Source organism: Thermostichus sp. MS-CIW-38 (assembly GCF_054058415.1).
Window position 1 is genome coordinate 1 of record NZ_JBSSAH010000039.1, and the last position, 18,001, is coordinate 18,001.

The 18,001-nt window shown below is 58.8% G+C and carries 16 protein-coding genes and 1 pseudogene; 10 read left to right on the plus strand and 7 right to left on the minus strand.

The genetic code is table 11. The features are described 5' to 3' along the window. Positions 1-105: 105 nt before the first annotated feature. Positions 106-1,074 (minus strand): isopenicillin N synthase family dioxygenase, encoded by a 969-nt coding sequence (locus ACVWXZ_RS11725; protein ID WP_457402422.1) that lies wholly within the window; start codon positions 1,072-1,074, stop codon positions 106-108. A 590-nt stretch (positions 1,075-1,664) separates the two neighbouring features. On the opposite strand from ACVWXZ_RS11725, the gene ACVWXZ_RS11730 reads away from it, so the two are divergent. The 7 genes from ACVWXZ_RS11730 to ACVWXZ_RS11760 all read left to right on the plus strand — a co-directional run bounded on the left by ACVWXZ_RS11730 (position 1,665) and on the right by ACVWXZ_RS11760 (position 7,923). Next, the gene (locus ACVWXZ_RS11730) at positions 1,665-2,135 is read left to right on the plus strand and encodes a hypothetical protein (RefSeq protein ID WP_414331929.1); all 471 of its coding nucleotides are present in this window, start codon (positions 1,665-1,667) and stop codon (positions 2,133-2,135) included. A 179-nt stretch (positions 2,136-2,314) separates the two neighbouring features. Then, positions 2,315-3,352 (plus strand): leishmanolysin-related zinc metalloendopeptidase, encoded by a 1,038-nt coding sequence (locus ACVWXZ_RS11735; protein WP_457482549.1) that lies wholly within the window; start codon positions 2,315-2,317, stop codon positions 3,350-3,352. A gap of 142 nt (positions 3,353-3,494) precedes the next feature. After that, on the plus strand, positions 3,495-3,773 hold the full coding sequence (locus tag ACVWXZ_RS11740) for a hypothetical protein (protein WP_457402419.1): 279 nt from the start codon (positions 3,495-3,497) through the stop codon (positions 3,771-3,773). Positions 3,774-3,833: 60 nt separating this feature from the next. Next, positions 3,834-4,181 (plus strand): hypothetical protein, encoded by a 348-nt coding sequence (locus ACVWXZ_RS11745; RefSeq protein WP_457402417.1) that lies wholly within the window; start codon positions 3,834-3,836, stop codon positions 4,179-4,181. Further along, a complete protein-coding gene (locus ACVWXZ_RS11750) occupies positions 4,181-5,080 on the plus strand; it encodes a DMT family transporter (RefSeq protein ID WP_457402415.1) in 900 nt (299 codons plus the stop codon). The genes ACVWXZ_RS11745 and ACVWXZ_RS11750 overlap by 1 nt, the downstream gene beginning before the upstream one ends. Before the next feature lie 350 nt (positions 5,081-5,430). Then, positions 5,431-6,543 carry a glycosyl transferase gene (locus ACVWXZ_RS11755; RefSeq protein ID WP_457439490.1) on the plus strand — a complete coding sequence of 371 codons (1,113 nt, stop codon included), beginning with the start codon at positions 5,431-5,433 and terminating at the stop codon, positions 6,541-6,543. Positions 6,544-6,597: 54 nt separating this feature from the next. Beyond that, a complete protein-coding gene (locus ACVWXZ_RS11760) occupies positions 6,598-7,923 on the plus strand; it encodes a class I SAM-dependent methyltransferase (protein ID WP_457439492.1) in 1,326 nt (441 codons plus the stop codon). A gap of 141 nt (positions 7,924-8,064) precedes the next feature. On the opposite strand, the gene ACVWXZ_RS11765 is transcribed toward ACVWXZ_RS11760, so the two are convergent. Next, positions 8,065-8,844, minus strand: coding sequence for a hypothetical protein (locus tag ACVWXZ_RS11765; protein ID WP_457482544.1), 780 nt, complete (start codon positions 8,842-8,844; stop codon positions 8,065-8,067). A gap of 172 nt (positions 8,845-9,016) precedes the next feature. Here ACVWXZ_RS11765 and ACVWXZ_RS11770 point away from each other — a divergent pair, with 172 nt between their 5' ends. Both ACVWXZ_RS11770 and ACVWXZ_RS11775 read left to right on the plus strand, forming a co-directional pair. Next, complete coding sequence (locus ACVWXZ_RS11770; protein WP_414350481.1) at positions 9,017-10,087, plus strand: glycosyltransferase family 4 protein; 1,071 nt, start codon at positions 9,017-9,019, stop codon at positions 10,085-10,087. Between the two features lie 131 nt (positions 10,088-10,218). Further along, a complete protein-coding gene (locus tag ACVWXZ_RS11775; protein ID WP_457402410.1) occupies positions 10,219-12,384 on the plus strand; it encodes an amylo-alpha-1,6-glucosidase in 2,166 nt (721 codons plus the stop codon). 129 nt (positions 12,385-12,513) lie between these two features. Here the strand turns inward: ACVWXZ_RS11775 and ACVWXZ_RS11780 are convergent, their stop codons facing one another. The 3 genes from ACVWXZ_RS11780 to ACVWXZ_RS11790 form a co-directional block, all read right to left on the minus strand. Beyond that, entirely contained in the window at positions 12,514-14,280 is a 1,767-nt protein-coding gene (locus ACVWXZ_RS11780) for an ABC transporter substrate-binding protein (RefSeq protein WP_457402472.1), read from the minus strand. A 268-nt stretch (positions 14,281-14,548) separates the two neighbouring features. Further along, on the minus strand, positions 14,549-15,022 hold the full coding sequence (gene ispF, locus ACVWXZ_RS11785) for a 2-C-methyl-D-erythritol 2,4-cyclodiphosphate synthase (protein ID WP_457402470.1): 474 nt from the start codon (positions 15,020-15,022) through the stop codon (positions 14,549-14,551). A gap of 364 nt (positions 15,023-15,386) precedes the next feature. Beyond that, positions 15,387-15,680, minus strand: a complete 294-nt coding sequence (locus tag ACVWXZ_RS11790) for a TIGR02450 family Trp-rich protein (protein WP_457402408.1) — start codon at positions 15,678-15,680, stop codon at positions 15,387-15,389. Between the two features lie 110 nt (positions 15,681-15,790). Between ACVWXZ_RS11790 and ACVWXZ_RS11795 the strand changes: the two genes are divergently transcribed. Continuing rightward, a complete protein-coding gene (locus tag ACVWXZ_RS11795) occupies positions 15,791-16,225 on the plus strand; it encodes a hypothetical protein (protein WP_148202694.1) in 435 nt (144 codons plus the stop codon). Between the two features lie 80 nt (positions 16,226-16,305). Here the strand turns inward: ACVWXZ_RS11795 and ACVWXZ_RS11800 are convergent, their stop codons facing one another. Both ACVWXZ_RS11800 and ACVWXZ_RS11805 read right to left on the minus strand, forming a co-directional pair. Next, positions 16,306-17,616: a UbiH/UbiF/VisC/COQ6 family ubiquinone biosynthesis hydroxylase gene (locus ACVWXZ_RS11800; RefSeq protein WP_457402406.1), complete on the minus strand. Its 1,311-nt coding sequence runs from the start codon at positions 17,614-17,616 to the stop codon at positions 16,306-16,308. A gap of 200 nt (positions 17,617-17,816) precedes the next feature. Next, positions 17,817-18,000: pseudogene (locus tag ACVWXZ_RS11805) on the minus strand (hypothetical protein); the annotation flags it as partial. Position 18,001: the final 1 nt, after the last annotated feature.

Consider the following 18,001-nt stretch of genomic DNA (forward strand, 5'->3'; position numbering starts at 1 on the left):
CCGTCCCGCTAACGCGAATGGAAACAAACAGAATGCTATCGCTGCATAGTTGAACAGTGATGTTCAGCAGTGTTCAGCGTAAATGTATCAGACCCCCAGTTGGGATCAATGCTGGGGCGGGGATCCTGCCTCGGCCAGGCCGATTTCCCTCAACCGCTGGGCCAAGTATTCTCCGGCAGTCAGGGAAGGAAACCGAGGGATCCCGCCGGTGCGGGCCACACAAGTCGGCAAGGGTGTGAGATCCACTTCTGCACGCGGATGCACAAAGAAGGGAATGGAAAAGCGGCGCTCTTGGGGGTTGTCGGGGTTGGTCACCCGATGGGTGGTGCTGCGCAGCAGGCCATTGGTGAGGTTTTGCAGCATATCCCCAGCATCGACAATGATCTGACCGGGCAGGGCCGAAATGGGCAGCCAAGATCCATCTCGTTGCAGAAGTTCTAGCCCTGGTGCGGTGGCTTCACACAAGAGCGTAATCAAGTTGATGTCTTCATGGGCTGCAGCTCGTAAACTCTGGGGAGGGGCTTCAGCAGGGATCGGCGGATAATGAATCACCCGCAAGAGATTGGCTCCTCCTTCCGCCGCTTTGGGCAAGTATTCGGCAGGCTCCCCCAGATACAGAGAGACCGCCTGCAACAGGCCCTGGGCACAGGTTTCCAATTGGGCGAACAGCTCTAGCATCACCCTGCGAAATTGGGGCACCTCCCGAGGCCAGATGTTGGCAGGAAGGTGGGGATCCCCTTCGCGCCCGATGTGCCAAAACTCTTTCATGTCAGGATAGGGATGATCTTTGGCGTGTTCTTTGCCAAAGGGGGTGTACCCTCGTTGCCCCAGCAGCGCCGGATCCTCATAGGCTCTCTTGGTTGGCTCTGGCAAAAGAAAAACGGCTTCTGCGGCTTCATAGGCTTCCCGGATCAATTCCGGCGATAGGCCATGGTTAACCAAGGCAAAAAAGCCAATCTGTTGCAGCGCTTCCCCCACCTGGCGGACAAACTGCTCCCGCTCACCTGACGTTCCGTTTTGAAAGGCGGCAAAATCGACAACCGGCAGAGTCTGGCGTTGGGGAGTGGTTACCACGGCAAAAGTCGTCTCCGGCGAAGAGTCAACGCTATTTCTAGGCAGCGGGCTTGGTGTCCTATGCTATCCTTCCTAGGGGGACAAGGGGAGAGGTTTGAACCGAAGATGATCTGTTCGGGGCCCATCTGCGATATCTAGAGTCTAAAGCCGCTCGGCTATTCACCTTCCCACAAGATGTAGGTAAAACCCTGCCAAACCTCTGTTGCCTTTGCCTGGAGATTGCACCTTAGTAGTGATTAGTAGTGACCTGTGCCCTTTTCGGGAAGGCTGTGATAGAGTCGATAAAAGCAAAGTTATGACTGGGTTTTCCCCAAGAGCAGTCTGAGCGCTGGGTAGGCGAAATGGAGGGAGTTGTTCTGTTGTTGCAGTGGCTTAACTTGGTAAGGCAGGGCAGGCTACTTCTTCCCTCTTTAGCCGATTAAAGTTTTTGTGAAGTTAGGGATTAAGTTGGGGTCTCTGTTGCTTGTCAGCTATAACCGCGCCTAGAATTGCCGAGGACTGATGTTTTCGGAGATAGTTTGCAGACACTGTTGATGTTGCTTTCCTTTTGCCTACTCTCAATCTGTTGACCTTTCGAGACCGACTGCTCTATGACAGACACTCATCCCTGTGCCCCCTGTATTGTGAATACGGGAACTCTGGTCAATAAGCGGGATATTTACCGACTCCTATCCGATTTGGCCCGTGTTCGCTACTTCGATATTGTCGATGGCTCAGTGCGGAAGCAAGGGGAAGGCTGCGTGGTGGATGTTTTTCAGGATCCCACTGCTGCCACACTGGTGGTAAACCGTAGCCTCTACTTAAATGTGAACAGCTTTGACTATGCCTGTCTGCGGGATCCCGCTTCCGAAGAAGAGATTGCCAACCTGGGCAAGGAGCAGCCGGGCGTGGTTATCGACTTGGTTCAGGACGGACGTATTCTGCGCTTGGTTCCCCTGGTGGAGCCGCGTTCGGATCCCGAGGAGCTCTTGGGGGATAACCAGGCGCTGCGGGCAGCGGTGGATGTTTTGGCTGCGGGCTGGGGCATAGAAGAGGAAAACTCTTCCGACTCCTCAGATTGAGAGATCCTGACCTGAAAATATAGACCTCCAAACCCATCTCTTCCTGGCCTTGAAGTTGACCGGTGCGGTGTGACGCAAATCATGCTCGGGAGGATGGTTGCAGCCGGTATGATCCACTTGGGTCATGGAGCTTTTTGGGAGGTGGTGTGAATTCAAGGCAGCGACTGCTTTTGGGCAGAGTGTGGGGCCTGCGCCTGCTTGGATCCCTGGTGGCTGTGCTTCTGGTACTGGCGCTCAAGGCCTGCGGGGGAAGTGGTAGCTCCTCTTCTGTAGGTGTCATTCCCACTCCCATTCCAACCGTCATTCCCACCTCTACTCCAACTGTCGTTCTCACCTCTACTCCGACTGTCATTCCTGCCCCTTTGCCCTCGCCAACGACTGCGCCTGCTTCCCAGTTCACCATTGACGTTCGCTTTCCCGACAACAGTCTCACCCCCACCCAGCAGTCGATCGTCCGCAATGCCGCTCTGCGCTGGCAACAGATCATCGTTGGTGACCAGCCGGATCTGCCCCCCACCACCATTCGGGCCGACGAATGCGATCGAGGGTTTCCCAGCACGCCACTCAATTTCCCCATCGACGATCTGCTGGTGGAGGTGCGGGCCAGAAACCTCGGCGACGAGCGAATTTTGGGGGGAGCTGCTCCCTGTTTTGTGCGGGCCTCTAACGGTCTGCCTTTTTACTCCGTAGTTCTGTTCAACAGTCAAAATCTATCTGCCCTGGAAGAACGAGGGGATCTGCCCATTACCGCCCTGCACGAGTTGGGCCATGCCTTGGGCTTTTTGCCCATCGTCTGGGATCCCAAGGGGCTAACGGTGGGCTTGGTGAGGCGGGATCAGCCTACGCCCCCTGGCTACGATCCCCGCTTCATCGGCCCCAGGGCGGTCAGCGCCTTCGCCACGCTGGGAGGAAACGCGCCCTCTGTTCCTTTAGAAAACGAGTTTGGGGAGGGATCCCGAGATTCCCATTGGCGGGAGAATGTCTTGGGCCGCGAGCTGATGACCAGCCGCATCGACCGGGGGGTAGCCAACCCCTTAAGCATTCTCACCGTCGAAGCAATGGCAGATATCGGCTATGAGGTGAATCCGGCAGCGGCGGATGGCTTTGCTTTGGGGCGCGGCAGGGGGGTCTCTCAACCTTTGGAGCTGCAAGAGCTGGAGTTGACCCTACCCCTACAGCGATTTGACGCCGAGGGCAGGCGGGTGGGGGATCCCTGAGAAAAAGAGCATATTTACTCATGGCCAAGAGGCTACCTTTTAACAATAATGAAGGTCGAGTTGTATAACTTCACAACATCGACATAACATCGACAAGTTCTCAACATCGACAAGTTCTCACCTCATCTCTTTGCAATTAGCTATGGGTATCCTCAAGAAGCTTTTCGGCGGCCTGTTCTCCTTTTTCGGCATTCTCTTCGGCGGCTTGGTGGATTTTGTTACCGGGCCTTTTCGTTCTGCACCAGCTTCTCCCAGCTCTGCTCCTGCGGCTACAGCTGCCCCTGCCAACAAGCCCAAGGTGGTGGTGGAGAAGCCTTTTGTGCCCAATGAGATCTCGGCTCCGCGTCCTAACCGTCGCCCTGGCCCGGCTTTGGATGTGTTCCGGGCTATGGTTCAGGAGATCCCTTCGGCGCGGGCTTAGTCTGCCCATCTTCGGGAGCAGCTCGTAAGATGGAGGTGACACCGCTGGAGACTGCTCTCTATGTCCGATCTCTCTTTCTCAGAACAAGAACGGCTGAAACAGCTTGAGCGTGAACTGGAGCAGGCGGCGGCGGCCTCTGGGGAGTCGGGAACATCCGTTGCGTCTCAGGGGAAAAGTGCCGTCCGAGCTTGGGTTGAGACTTGGGGGCGTCCACTGGTGACGGTCTTCGCCATTCTGGGCTGTATTCTTCTGGTCGGGCTGTTCTTCCGGGTTTTCGGCACCGTTCTCAGGTGGGCAGTGGTGGCGGGGCTGGGCTATCTGCTCTATGCCTGGGTGGTGGCACCGCGGCTGGGCCTTCCCACCGGAGCTAAGTCGAAGCCAGAGGACAGCAATCTCGACAGCTTTTGATGCCTAGGGATCCCTGGCGAGCCTATGTTTACTTGGCGGCGGCCATCTTGGGCTGGGCCACGGCTGCCAGCGCTTTTAAGTTTGGGTTGCGGTACCTGTCGCCGACGGTTTTGCTGATTTTTTCGGCCTTTAGCTCTTGCCTGATCCTGGGGATCGTTTTGGTGGTTACAGGGCGGGCGAGGTTGATCGGCAGGCAGAAGGGATCCCAAATCCGCCTGTCGGCCCTTCAGGGGCTGCTCAACCCCTTCGGCTACTATGGGGTGTTGTTCCAGGCTTATGACCGTCTGTCGGCTCAGGCGGCGATGGCTCTGAATTACACTTGGCCGCTGGTGCTGGCTCTTCTGGCGGTGCCGCTGCTGGGAGAGCGCTTCCGTTGGCGGCTGGTGTTGGCCTTGGGGGTGAGCCTGCTGGGGGTGGTGCTGGTGGCTACGGGGGGATCCTGGGGCACCTTGCAGGTGGAGGATCCCTGGGGGGTGCTGCTGGCGGTGGGCAGCTCTGGACTCTGGGCGCTCTATTGGCTACTCAATGTGCGGGATGGGCGAGATGCGGTGCTGAAACTATTCATGGGGTTTCTCTTTGGCAGCCTCTACGGTCTGCTGCTGCTGCCGTTGCAGGAGGTCTCTTGGAGCCTTGCCGGGCTGGGTTGGGCGGCTTACATTGGTCTGGCGGAGATGGGCTTAACTTTTGTGTTTTGGCTGCGGGCTTTGGAGTTGGCGGGCCACCGGGGATCCCTGGCCAACTGGGTGTATGTGACGCCCTTTTTGTCGTTGGGGTTGATTGCGGTGCTGTTGGGCGAGACGATTGCGCTGGGATCTGTGGTGGGCCTGGGCTTGATCTTGGCGAGTAACCTGTGGGGATCCCATAGGGAAAAGCCCCCCGCGGATCCTGTTCTGTCCTGAGGCGGTTGCGTTCGCGCCAGCGGGACGGAGTCCTATCGCGTTAGCGGGACGGAGTCCTATCGCGTTAGCGGTGCAGAGCATGCCTCTAACCCCCAAAACCCTGAACTTTGCTGAATTTACTGAGCTTTAGGCGGTTTGGCAAAAGTCATTGAGAGGGATATAGTAGACCAAGTTTCCCCCTGATCCTTGAGTCCACCGCAACGGTTGCCGGGAAGTGAAGGGGGAAAGCGCTCGGGGGGTATTCCTCAGGGCTTTGCGGGATACCGCCTTCCTGCTCAGAGATAGGCAGGATGCGATCGCTTCTTTCCTGAACCATGTTCAGGAGAGTTCAGCGTGAATGTATCAGCACAATGAATCCCGTTCCTCTCTATGTGGCGGCAACAGCTCACGGGTTTGGGCACGTTACCCGTCTGGCGGCGGTCGTGAATGCTTTGCTGCGGCGGGATCCCCATGTTCTGCCCATCTTTGTTACGCCGGCTCCCCGCTGGCTCCTGGAGCGTTACGTGGAGGGGAAGTTTCTCCATCGGCCGCGGGCGTTGGATGTGGGGGTGGTGCAGCCGGATGGGCTGCAAGCGGATCTGCCGGCTACGTTGGCTGCCCTCAAGGCGTTTAAAGCCAGCGCTGCGGAGCTTGTTCGAGAAGAAGCGGATTTCATTCGAGCCCAGGGGGTGCCTTTGGTGTTGGCGGATGTGCCGCCCATTGCTGCGGCGATTGCCCAGGCTGCCGGGATCCCTTGCTGGATGGCCAGTAATTTTGGCTGGGATTTCATCTATCAGGAGTATGGCCCGGAGTTTCAACCGTTTGTGGCCTGGATCCAGGAGCTCTACGGGCAGTGCGACCTTCTATTTCGCCTGCCCTTTAGCGAGAGCATGGTCGCGTCAGCGGTGCGGAGCACTAGCGCCTTCCCGCGTCAGCAGGAGGTGGGGCTGACGGGATCGGATCCCCGCTACGGGCCGGAGGAGGTCGCCGCCCAGTTGGGGTTACACCCGGAGCAACCCAGGGCTTTGTTTACCTTTGGCGGGCTAGGGGTACGGGGGTTTCCTTACGAGCGGCTCCAAGATTTTCCCGACTGGCAGTTTCTCACGTTTGATCGGGAGGCTCCTCCCTTGCCCAACTTGCGGGTTTTGGATGGGCAGGTGTGGCGACCGGTGGATGTGATGCCCCTCTGCCGCTGGGTGGTGTCCAAGCCGGGCTATGGCACTTTGGCGGAGGCCCTGCGCAGCCGCACACCTATGGCCTGTGTTACCCGCTCTGGGTTTGCCGAGTCGCCGTTGCTGGTTGAGGGTCTGCAGCGCTACGGCTGGCATCGCATCCTCTCCCCAGAGGAGTTCTTTCAGGGATCCTGGGACTTTTTGCAGGATCCCGCCCACCCACCCCAGAGGCCGGATGGGTTGGATCTGCAGGGGAATGAAACCCTGGCTGCTGCCTTAGAGGCATTCCTGCGGGGAAGGGATCGCGGGTAGGATAGGGGGCAGCTTTCTGCAGCGGATCCCTTCACGGTAGCGGTGTGGAGCCCTATGGCCAGCAGCTCGTTCGGGTCAGCGGTGCGGAGCACTGCGGAATCTTTGCGGCAACTGTACGAAGAATTGCCCTACCCCAATGTGGCGATTGAGGCCTCGGGCCGCAACGCCATTGACGGGTTGTACCGCCTAAGTTTGACCACCGCCCAATACGCCCGCACCCGCGCCATTGTGCCCAGCGAAGGCGCTCTCATTTTGAATGCCGGCTGCGGCTCGGGCTGGGAAACGTTGATCTTGGCGGAGGCCAATCCGGGGGCGCGGCTGGTGGTGTGCGACCTGTCGGCAGAGTCGGTACGGGTGACGGAGCGACGCTTGCGCTACCACGGCTTCGGGGAGGTGGAGTTGTATGTTCTCGACCTGTTGGATATCGAACAGTTGGGGTTGGAATTTGACTTCATCAGCCTTAACGATGTGCTCTATCTGCTGGACGATCCGGTGGCGGGGCTAAAGGCGCTTAAGCGGGTTCTCAAACCTGACGGGATCCTGCGGGCCAACCTGCACCACGCCTACCAGCGGGAGGTGATCTTTCGCCTACAAGAGGCGTTTCGGCTGCTGGGGCTGTTTGATCTACCCACTCCTGAGGCCTGTCAGCGGGTACGGGAATTCATGGCCAGTTTGGCCTCAGACGAACTGCGAGCTGCCTTGCGCTGGAACCCTGAGATCTACAAAGACAACACCAACATCCGGGCCAACTACCTCTTGCCAGGAGACAAGGGCTTCCTGATCCCCGACCTGATGCGCATGCTCGAGGAAGCTGAGCTGGGCCTGGTTTGTCTGGTGGACTATGCCGACTGGGATCCGGCGCTTTTGTTCAAAGAGAGGGCCATGCCCCCCTGGCTGCAAGCCGAGCTGGACAAACTCTCGCCTGCCGACCAGAATCACTTTTATGAGCTGATCTACCCCAACCATCGCCTCATTGACTTTTGGGCAGAACACCCTGGCTCTTCCTTGGTCTTGCCCTGGAGCGACGCCGATTGGCTGGGGGGCAGAGTGCAGCTCAACCCCATCCTGGCCGACAACGTCGAATTTCGCCAAAACTTTGCCAAAGCTCACGAGAAAAAGCTGGAGTTTGCTATGAATTGGCCGGGATCCAGCTATGGGCGTCTGACCATCTCAGCCCCTCAGATGGCTTGGCTGGGATCCCTGTTGCAGGGGCCAACGCCGGTGAAGGCCATGATTGAGCAGGCAGCTCAGGTCAACACGTTAGAGCCGGAAGCGGCCCGGGAGGAAGTGCTCACCTACCTGGCGGGGCTGGAGTCGTTTTTGTTTGTGATGTTGGATCCTGCACCCGTTCCAGGAGAAGGAGTTTTTCCAATCGCTTGAGATCCCCGAGCCTTTCTCCCAAGGGTAGAGGGAAGCCAATGGGCCGGTTCACGGCAACTTGGAACGACTATTGAGGGATTGAGGCTCTGCCGGGCTGCAAGAACGGTCTTGGGCAGATGTCAGATGGGGAGGGATCCCTCTCTAGCGATCCACCAGGCGCAGCTCGAAGGTGAGGATGTTGGCGGCCAAAATCTCCAAAGCCCCGCCCTCGATAAGGTCGCGAGTGAGGGCAGCTCCGGAGCCACTTTGTTGGATCAATTCGCGGCTGCGGCGCACCGTCTCTTGTCGCTGGGGATCATCCACAACCACCTGCCGCTGATTGGACAGGCTGAGGCGATAGAAATTGGGCAAATCTCCCCGGGTGGCATCAATGGCCAGATTGGTCTCTTCGGGGGCCACACGGAAGGGGGCGCGAGCGGTGAGCAGAGCCACCTGAATATCTTGGTCTCGCCCATCAAGGCCCTGCAGCTCGGATATATCGATCTGGAAGTTGAGGGTATCGCGGTCGCGGGTGAGGCGATTGACCCGTACCTGGTTAAAGCCGACGGCAAACTCTCGTTCCGGCTCTCCAAACCGCTGGATGGTGGCTTGCAAGACCGACTCTTCGTTGAGGGGGGTAACCCGAATGAGGTAATCCCAGTCCCGCACAAAGGTGTACTCGTTGAGCCCCACACGGACGTTGGGATCCACCAAGTTGGCGGTGGGGCCAGGGCTGCCGGCCCGGCTGAGAGCTACCATGTACCAGTAGTTGGGGCTGATGGGCAAGCCCAGGGTCATGCGTACTTCCAACACTGGCCGCGCCCAAGCGGCAACAGCTGTGAGGGCCGTTATGGCCATGGCTCCCAAGCAACTCCACAGCCAGCGCTGAGGAGGAAAATTAAGCTGCGGCGGGCAAGAGCAAGTGATGGCTGGGGTTCTCATTCAAGCCTCTTCAACTCTCCGGCAGGTGGCGGCAGCCTGAACTCCTTTCCTGCTCGCTCTGGAACAGTCTAGCCAGGAATGGCGTGCCCTCAACAGGGGATCCCAAGGGTCGGCGGCGGAGCGCCAGCAGAAGTTTTCGTTAAGCAGTGATGATTCGGTGTGGAGGATAGCTATGCGCATTGCTCAGATTGCCCCTTTGCATGAGAGTGTGCCCCCCAAGCTCTACGGCGGCACCGAGCGAGTTGTGTCTTGGCTCACCGAAGAGCTGGTGCGGCGGGGGCATGAGGTGACGTTGTTTGCCAGCGGCGACTCCCAAACCCAGGCTCGCCTCATCCCCTTTCGGGAGCGGGCTTTGCGTTTGGATCCCACGGCCATCGACACAGTGGCTCCTCATGTTTTGATGGTCGAGAAAGCCTTTCAGATGGCCGACGAGTTTGACATTATCCACGGCCACATCGACTACTATCCCTATGCCCTGGCCCGTCGCCACCCGCAGGTTTCTTTTTTGGCCACCCTACACGGGCGACTGGACATTCCGGAGCTGCAGCCCCTCTACACCGAGTTTCAGGACATTCCGGTGGTCTCCATCTCCAACGCCCAGCGGCTGCCGCTGCCCCAGGCCCGCTGGGTGGGGACGGTCTACCACGGCTTGCCCCTGGATCTCCACCGTTTCTATCCAGAAAAGGGGGACTACCTGGCCTTTTTGGGCCGGGTCTCCCCGGAAAAAGGGCTGGACACGGCTATTGAAATTGCGGCGCGGGCAGGGATGCCGCTGAAGGCTGCTATCAAGATCGATGCGGTGGATCGCCAGTACTACGAGTTAGAAATTAAGCCTTTGGCCAGTCGCCACCCCAATGTGGAGATCATAGGGGAAATCACCGACCAAGAGAAAAGCGAGTTTTTGGGCAAGGCCTATGCGGTGCTGTTTCCCATCCGCTGGCCGGAGCCCTTTGGGCTGGTGATGATTGAAGCGATGGCCTGTGGCACGCCGGTAATTGCCACCCGTTTTGGCTCAGTACCCGAGGTAATGGCCGACAGGCGCTCCGGCTTTATTGTCGACTCGGTGGAGGAAGCAGTGGAGGCTGTGGAGAAGGTGGGATCCCTGAGCCGAGCCGGGGTGCGGCAGGTGTTTGAGGAGCGGTTCAGCGTGGAAAGAATGGTGTCGGACTACGAGGCTCTCTACCGCCAACTGGTGAACGAGCGGCAGGAGATGTCGCGAAGAAGGCAGCTTAATAAGGCTTAGATGGGCCAAGTAGCAGCTAGGGCTGCTGGGCTGCATCGGGGGGCCCCTGCTTCTTCGCCTTCTTTGAGTGGACCGATAGCAGTAAGCTGTTCGCGTAGGAGACCGGCTGGATAGGGATCGAGAAGACCGAGATGGCAGAAGACATCATCCAAATTCAAGATCAGTACTACATCCGGGCCAGCGCCTCTTGGGTGGAGGCACGCTCTCATGTTCTCAAGCATGACAACTGCTTTGCCATCTTTGACCGGCGAGGGAACATGCGCCCCCTCGGCATCCGGGATCATGGCCTCTTCCGGGACGACACCCGCTTTTTGTCCCGCTGGGTGTTGGACTTGCAGGGAAAGCAGTTCCTGCTGCTCAGCTCAGAGGTGCGGGAAGACAAAGATATTTTGGCGGTGGATCTGACCAACCCGGAGTTCACCACCTCAGAGGGGCAGTTTATCGGTCAAGATACTCTGCATGTTTTACGGACTACTTTTTTGTGGAACAACGTAGCCTACGAGCGCATTCGCATTCACAACTACGGCTCGGAGCCGTTTCGCGTGCCGATTACCCTGCGCTTTGAGGCGGACTTTGCCGATATTTTTGAGATCCGGGGCATCCGACGGGCCCAGCGGGGTCAAGTGCTGCCGGCCCAGGTGACCCCCGAGAGGGTGGTTCTTCGCTACCGCGGCTTAGATGGAGTGGAGCGGCAAACCCAGTTGCAATTTTTGCCGGCGCCGGAGCTAGTGTCGGAGAAGCTGGCGCAGTGGTGGGTGCCTTTGGCCCCGCAGGAGGAACGGGATTTGGAGCTGAGGGTGATCTGCAGCTACGGCGGGGAGGAGATTGCCCCTTTGACCTACCAGGAGGCTCTGCAGGCGGAGCGGGAGCAAAGGGCTTCCTTGCGGGCGCAAGCCCACCGGATCGACACCGGCAATGCTCAGTTTAACGATTGGCTCAACGCCTCACGGGATGATCTGCTGATGATGCTCACCCGCACTCCCTACGGGCTTTATCCCTATGCGGGGGTGCCTTGGTTTACCACGGTCTTCGGGCGCGACGCCCTGATCACCGCCCTGGCCACTCTCTGGTGGTTTCCAGACTTGGCGCGGGGGGTGCTGCTGTATCTGGCGGCCCACCAGGCCCAGGAGGTGGACCCCAGCCGCGATGCCGAGCCTGGCAAGATCCTGCACGAGCAGCGGCGCAGCGAGATGGCCAAAACCCGCGAGATCCCTTTTGGCAACTATTTTGGCAGCATCGACTCCACCCCTCTGTTTGTGGTGTTGGCAGGACGCTATGTGCAGCGCAGCGGCGATCTCGAGCTGTTGCGGCAGTTGTGGCCAAACATCGAAGCAGCCCTGCACTGGATGGACACTTACGGGGATCCCGATGGGGATGGCTTTCTGGAGTACGCGGGCAAAGCTCACCGGGGCCTGCGCAACCAAGGCTGGAAGGATTCTGAAGATGCCATCTTCTACCCGGACGGATCCCTGGCAGAACCCCCCTTGGCCCTGTGCGAGGTGCAGGGCTATGCCTACGAAGCTAAGCAGTTGGCAGCAGAGATGGCGGAGCTGCTGGGGCGGCAAGAGCAAGCAGCCCAGTTGCGACAACAAGCGGAAAAGCTGCAGCAGCAGTTTTGGGATCACTTCTGGTGCGAAGAGTTGGGGGGCTATGCCCTGGCTTTGGATGGCCAGAAGCAACCCTGCCGGGTGCGCAGCTCCAACATGGGCCACTGTCTGTTTTCGGGGATCGCCCATCCCGAGCACGCCGCCCGCATTGCCCGGCAACTGCTGGAGCCAGCTTTCTTCAGCGGCTGGGGGATCCGCACGGTGCCGGAGGGAGAGGGCCGCTACAACCCCATGTCCTACCACAACGGCTCCATCTGGCCCCACGACAACGCCTTGATTGCAGCAGGCTTATCTCGCTATGGCTTCAAGGGCGAAGCGGTGCGGGTCTTGACAGCGCTGTTCGATGCCAGCCAGTTTCTGGAGCTGAAGCGGCTGCCTGAGCTGTTTTGTGGCTTTCGGCGGCGACAGCGGGAGGGCCCCACCCTTTATCCGGTGGCCTGTCTGCCCCAGTCTTGGGCGGCGGCCAGTGTGTTTTTGCTGCTGCAGGCTTGTCTGGGGCTGGAGATCGACGGGCTGGCTCAACGGGTACATTTAACCAAGCCCACTCTGCCCCTGTGGCTGCCCCATGTCATTCTTGAGAATGTGCAGGTGGGCCAGGGATCCCTGGACATCGGTCTCTATCTGCAGTCAGGAGGGGTGGGGATCAACATTCTCAGGAGTGCGGGGGACGTGGAGTTGACGGTGAAATAGTTGCAAAATTCAAGACATCCGCAACACAACCTACAACTAAGTTTCACCTGCCAAATGTGGCGATAGGGACACAACTCAACAGTTCAGACAGCCTCTCCCTATCCCACATCACCCACATCATCAGAAGTTCTACTCTTGAATGTAGAGCTGATCCAAATTCCACAATGGCCCCAGAATGGGTCGGGGATCCACCCCTTGAATGCGGTTGCGCAGGGCTGAGAGAACCAGGGGGTTGAAAGTGCCAATTTGGGGCAGCTGTTCCTGAATGATGATTTGAAACCGGTCGTAGAGGGCCTTGCGCTTTTCAAAGTCTAGCTCCCGCACCCCTTCGATAAAGATGCGGTCGATCTCCCGTTCCCAATCGCTCACCTCAACCCCTTCTGCCGGGTTGCCGGGCAAATCTCCCAGATTAAAGAGGTGCAAACGGCCATCGCTGCGCCAGATGTTGGAGCCGTTGTTGGGTTCGGTACCGCCGCCGCCAAAGCCCAGCAGCAGGGTTTCCCAGTCGCGGCTATCGGTGCGCTGCACCAGGGTGTTGAAGGCGATGGGGGTAAAATCAACGGTGATGCCGATCCGCTCCAGATCAGCTTTGATCAACGCGCCAGTGGCCTCCCGCTGATTGTTGCCGGCGTTGGTGAGCAAGGTGAAACGGACACGGTTGCCCTCGGAATCCCGCAGGTGGCCCTCAGCATCGTAGGTGTATCCGGCATCGAGGAGCAGTTGCCGCGCTTTTTCAGGGTTGTAGTCGTAGGTGGGCAAGCCCTCTTCGGGGCTGAGGTAGAAGGGGCTGGCGGGGGAAAAGACCGAGTGCTGGATCTGGCCCAACCCTTGCAGGACGCTATCGACGTAAAACTGCCGGTTCATGGCGTGGGCCACCGCCCGGCGGAAGTTCAAATCGTTAAACCAGCGGCTTTTGACGGGATCCACAAAAGGCCGCCCGGTCTGGGGGTTACGGGCGCGGCTGAGGTTGAAGGCAAAGAAACTGTTGTTCAATGTCTGGCCGAGATTGTAGATGGTGAACTGATCCCGTTCTTCTTCCCGCTTCAAGAGCTGAAAATCTCTCCCCCGCACCGAAAACACGTCGGTCTCGCCGGAGCGAAACTGCAGCAGCGCGGTGTCCTCTGAGTCCACAATGCGCAGGATCACCCGTTCAATGCGCGGGATCCCTTCCCCCTTCCAGTAGTAGGGATTGGGCCGGTACACCAGCCGCTGGCCGGGGGTGTATTCCTGCATGACATAGGGGCCGGCCCCCACCAACTCCTGCACCGGCGTGTCGATACCCCAGGTTTGCAAGAAAAGGGGGTTGCCCCGGCTGTCCAACTGCTCGACAGTGGGCTCGAGGATGTGCTTGGGCAAAATAGGGGATCCGGCCTGCAGCAGAAAGGGAGCGAAGGGCTCCGGCAAAACGAACTCAATCCGCCGCTCGTCCAGCGCCCGCACCTGAGGCAGTGCTCCAGCTTCCCCAATTCGCTTCACGTCCCGCGAGGAAGTCGGGATCCGCTCGTCGAAGATGATGCGGTTGAAGGTAAAGTCCACATCTGCTGCCGTCAGGGGCTCTCCATCCGACCAGCGCAGCCCTTCCCGCAAGGTAAAGACATAGCGCAAGCCGTCCTCAGACACTTCCCAGCCTTCCGCCAGCTCCGGTTTGGGCAAGAGGGTATCCTCATCCAAGGTGACCAAGCCCGCCTCCAGGTAGGCGATGGCGTCGCGGCTGGAGCTTTCGGCGGCCAGATAGGTGTTGAAGGTTTTGGGATCCGAAGTCACCGTGGCAACCAGATGGGGGGGGCGGGTGGGCGTGGCACAAGCGCTGAGCCAGAGCAGAAGGATCCCCAAGAGTAGAGGGACAAAAAGGCTTCTCTTGAGCTGGTCTGTTGAGGTGCTGTTTTGGCCCACCATTTCCTTTGCCAAGTTGTCGTTCCAAGCAGGTTTGAGACGGCCCGTTTCTGTCCTGTGCTGGAGGCGCAAGCGCTCCACACCACTAAGGCCCTCACCCCCAGCCTTTCTCCTAGAAGACTGGCCCGCGCCCCCGGCCCTTTTCCCAGAGGGAAAGTTGGGGATCGAGGCGACGGGTGGTTTCACGGCGATTTTGCGGGAGCGGTTGCTTGCCAGTTTGGCAGCTCGGGCAGGGCGATGACCAGGTTCTTTTCAGACTCTGCTGGGAAGGTTAGCACTCCAGCAACAGGGCTACTGCGAAGGCAGCAATGGCCTCTCCCTGACCTATGGGGCCCAGTTTTTCGTTGGTGGTGGCCTTTACCCCCACTTGCTTAGGGGAGATCTGCATTGCCTCGGCTAGACGGGCTTGCATGGCGGGGATGTGAGGTTTGAGCTTCGGCTGCTCCGCCACCACCACACTGTCCACATTGACAATTCGCCAGCCTTCTTGGCTCACCAGTTGCACCACTTGCTGTAGTAAAAGGATGCTGTCTGCCCCTTTCCAACGCTCTTCTTCAGGGGGGAAGTAGTAGCCAATATCCCGCAGAGCGGCAGCCCCCAGGAGAGCATCCATGATGGCGTGGGTGAGGACATCGGCGTCGCTATGGCCCAATAGCCCCTTTTCGTAAGGGATCCGGATCCCGCCCAGGATCAGGGGGCGCCCCTCGACGAGGCGGTGGATGTCGTAGCCCTGGCCAATGCGCACTTTTCCGGCTCCCTTGGGAAAACCATCGAGACCCTTGTCGACCATCGCCCCCTCCGAGGAGCTAGGGGGATGGGAGTCGAGTAACCGACAAGCAGCTTTTGAGAACGCCTCTTTCTATTCTGCCGGCTCCAGAGGGGAATAGCAGATGGGACAAGACGAACCACTGTAGCAGTCGAAGCAGATGAGGTGAGACTTCCCGTAGGGATTGGCGCAGCGCTTGGCCCACTGATAATCGCTGTAGCTAAGATCTTTTCCGCAAACGTCACATCTGGCCATCCCGCTTTCTTCTCCTCAAGCTTCCGAATTAAAACACCACACTAGAGAGATGATCCTAATCGATCCCTGAGCCCCAGCTTGAGAGAAACTATCCCCCAGCCCTGTCCAGAAGGGGATCCTGCCGCCCACAGGGGATCCCGTCTTCGAGAGGCGTCCAGCCCGGCTGCCAAAGATCCCGGTTCTTCAGGGTGGCCGCGTTGACCCAGAGGCGCACCTGGGGATCGCAGACGGCTCTGAGCTCGGCAAACACCAGCCCTCCTTCCCCTTGTTGGCGAGCGGTGACCTGAAAATGTCGCCAACCCAGAACAGGCTGAGCGGAAGTCCACTTGGAGCCAAGCAGATGGGGAAAGCGCTGTTTTTGGCGGGGCTTGCTGCGGGCCATGGGTTGAGAACTTGTTGCCACCCTTGCCTGTGGGCGAGCAGGTCTGCTGTCGGCTTCTGAGAACGGGATGAAGTTGGATCGGGAAGATCGATATGATGGCTAGGGGTGCTATGGCATCCCAACCTACCCACTTAGCCTATCCAACAATGGTGCAAAACGGGCAAAAGCTCGGGTTCTTTTGGCGTCAGGTGTTCCTGAAAGGGATCCTCCTGCTGCTCATCCTGGGCGGTCTGGTTTTGGGAACGGGACTGCCTCTGGTCGCGGCAAGTAGTCCTACTCTCTCCGGAAAGCTGACGGGGCCAGAGTGGCGACAAGCGGATCCGGAAGCCAAGCAGGACTTTTGTCGCAAAGCCTTTCAAGCGTTTCGCGCCTCTCCTTCCCAAAGCTATATCATCAGCTCCAATGTGCAGGCTTTGACCCCAGAAGGTTTGTGTCGGCGCTTGGATCAGTTTTATCAATATGCCGTCAACGACGAGATCCCCATCAACCAGGCGGCCAATATTGCCCCATTGCTGTTTTCAGACTTACCCCTGGAGCAGCCTTGATCCCTGTGGAGCGCTTGGTCTGCTGGGGACAAAGGCGGCGGGCGAGGATCTGGGCCCAGCTCTCAACAGTTTGGCCGGATCTAGACAGGCGTAGCCAGAGGTTCCGGGGGTGCAGGGAAAGGGAGCTGCTGCAGTTGGGGTTGGTGGGGGCGGATCCCCATTGCTTGGCGCATCAAAGCAGGCTTGAGCAGCGGCAAAACCTCCAGTCCCCACAGGCCCAGGCAACGCAAGACCAGCAACGGCCAGCTTCGGTTGGAAAAGAGGCGATTGGCAGCATCGGTTGCAAAAAGAACCAGCGCGTTTTCTGGGCGGCGACAGCGCTCGTAGGCTTTTAACAAAGCCGGATCGCCGGGATCCCGGCCCGCCATTTTGGCTTCGATCAACAGGGCAGCCAAGGCCGCCACATCCCGCATGCCCAGATTCGCTCCCTGCCCCCCCAGCGGATGGGTGGTATGGGCAGCATCCCCCACCAAAGCCAGCCGGGATCCGATATAGGTTTGGGCATGGGCCCGCTGTGGCTCATAACAGGCTCTGGGAGAGGCCGCCAGCAAGGCTCCCAACTGGGATCCAAACCAAGGCCGGATGGCCTGCAGAAACTCAGCCTCAGATAAGCCCATCAGCCAATCTCGATCCGCTTGGCGAACTGTCCAGACGACGCAACTGCGATGGGGATCGGAGGTGGGCAAAATGGCGAAGGGACCGCTGACCTGAAAGCGCTCGTAGGCCACCTGCCGGTGAGGATGCTCATGGGTGAGGGTGGAAACGATGCACACCTGCCCATAGCCCCAGCAGGATAACGGGATCCCAGCCTGTTCCCGCAGCCGCGAACGGGCCCCATCTGCAACCACTAGCAGAGCAGCTCGCAGAGTTTGCCGGGATCCCTCCTGGGCCAGCTCTACCCGAATGTGATCTGCTGCAGGGGAGAAACTTTGCACCTGAGCAGGGCTGAAAAGGGTTACCGAAGGGCACTCGCGAATGCGCTGCAACAGGGCCTTTTGGGTAATTTGATTTTCCACGACGTAGCCCAGCGCCGGCGCTTGGAGCGTTTCGCGGCACAACTGAGCCATCCAGGGGCTTTCCCCATCAGAGACCTGAATGCGGTGAATGGGAGAAACTCCCCAGGCTTCCATGAGGGGCCACACCCCAATTCGCTGCAGAATGCGGGCTGTCCCCAGAGCCAAAGCGCTGGCTCGGCCATCGGGCCCCACCCCCTGCGAGAGATCCCGCCCCTCGATCAGCCCAACACGGATTCCGGCCTGACCCAAAGCGGCTGCCAAGGTGGATCCCACCATCCCAGCTCCGGCAATCACCACCTCGAAGTCCAGTCGCCTTGGCTTGGCTGCTGTCGGAGCAATGGCTAGGGGAGCAGCGGAAGTGGGCAAAAGGCTCATGGGCACTCACGGCAAGTAGGCTTAACTTCCATTCTAGGGTTCCTGCACCTGGCAGGCCGCCGAGGATCAAGCAGTAAATTGGGTCAAAGTGCTACGAGGGATCCCTTTTGATCTCAGCCCCTTTGTTTGCTGCTGCAGGGTGGAATCCCTGTGGGTAGCTGATACATTTACGCTGAACACTGCTGAACATCACTGTTCAACTATGCAGCGATAGCATTCTGTTTGTTTCCAAACAGAATGGCGGTATCCCGCAAAGCTTTGAGTAGAATACCCAAAGCGCAGTTTCCGTGTCGTCTTACTACCAATTTTCTGCTTTGCTTTGGCTACCATGTTGGCAGACTCGAAAGTAAACAGAAAGATCAACTGGTAGTAATCCGTACTGAAC

Excerpts from the sequence above, each read along its gene's own strand:
- ACVWXZ_RS11795 (WP_148202694.1), top strand. The coding sequence starts at position 15,791 with ATGGCATCCCAACCTACCCACTTAGCCTATCCAACAATGGTGCAAAAC.
- ACVWXZ_RS11760 (WP_457439492.1), top strand. The coding sequence starts at position 6,598 with ATGGCCAGCAGCTCGTTCGGGTCAGCGGTGCGGAGCACTGCGGAATCT.
- ACVWXZ_RS11740 (WP_457402419.1), top strand. The coding sequence starts at position 3,495 with ATGGGTATCCTCAAGAAGCTTTTCGGCGGCCTGTTCTCCTTTTTCGGC.
- ACVWXZ_RS11765 (WP_457482544.1), bottom strand. The coding sequence starts at position 8,844 with ATGAGAACCCCAGCCATCACTTGCTCTTGCCCGCCGCAGCTTAATTTT.
- ACVWXZ_RS11730 (WP_414331929.1), top strand. The coding sequence starts at position 1,665 with ATGACAGACACTCATCCCTGTGCCCCCTGTATTGTGAATACGGGAACT.
- ACVWXZ_RS11790 (WP_457402408.1), bottom strand. The coding sequence starts at position 15,680 with ATGGCCCGCAGCAAGCCCCGCCAAAAACAGCGCTTTCCCCATCTGCTT.
- ACVWXZ_RS11775 (WP_457402410.1), top strand. The coding sequence starts at position 10,219 with ATGGCAGAAGACATCATCCAAATTCAAGATCAGTACTACATCCGGGCC.
- ACVWXZ_RS11800 (WP_457402406.1), bottom strand. The coding sequence starts at position 17,616 with ATGAGCCTTTTGCCCACTTCCGCTGCTCCCCTAGCCATTGCTCCGACA.
- ACVWXZ_RS11755 (WP_457439490.1), top strand. The coding sequence starts at position 5,431 with ATGAATCCCGTTCCTCTCTATGTGGCGGCAACAGCTCACGGGTTTGGG.
- ACVWXZ_RS11770 (WP_414350481.1), top strand. The coding sequence starts at position 9,017 with ATGCGCATTGCTCAGATTGCCCCTTTGCATGAGAGTGTGCCCCCCAAG.
- ACVWXZ_RS11750 (WP_457402415.1), top strand. The coding sequence starts at position 4,181 with ATGCCTAGGGATCCCTGGCGAGCCTATGTTTACTTGGCGGCGGCCATC.
- ACVWXZ_RS11745 (WP_457402417.1), top strand. The coding sequence starts at position 3,834 with ATGTCCGATCTCTCTTTCTCAGAACAAGAACGGCTGAAACAGCTTGAG.
- ACVWXZ_RS11780 (WP_457402472.1), bottom strand. The coding sequence starts at position 14,280 with ATGGTGGGCCAAAACAGCACCTCAACAGACCAGCTCAAGAGAAGCCTT.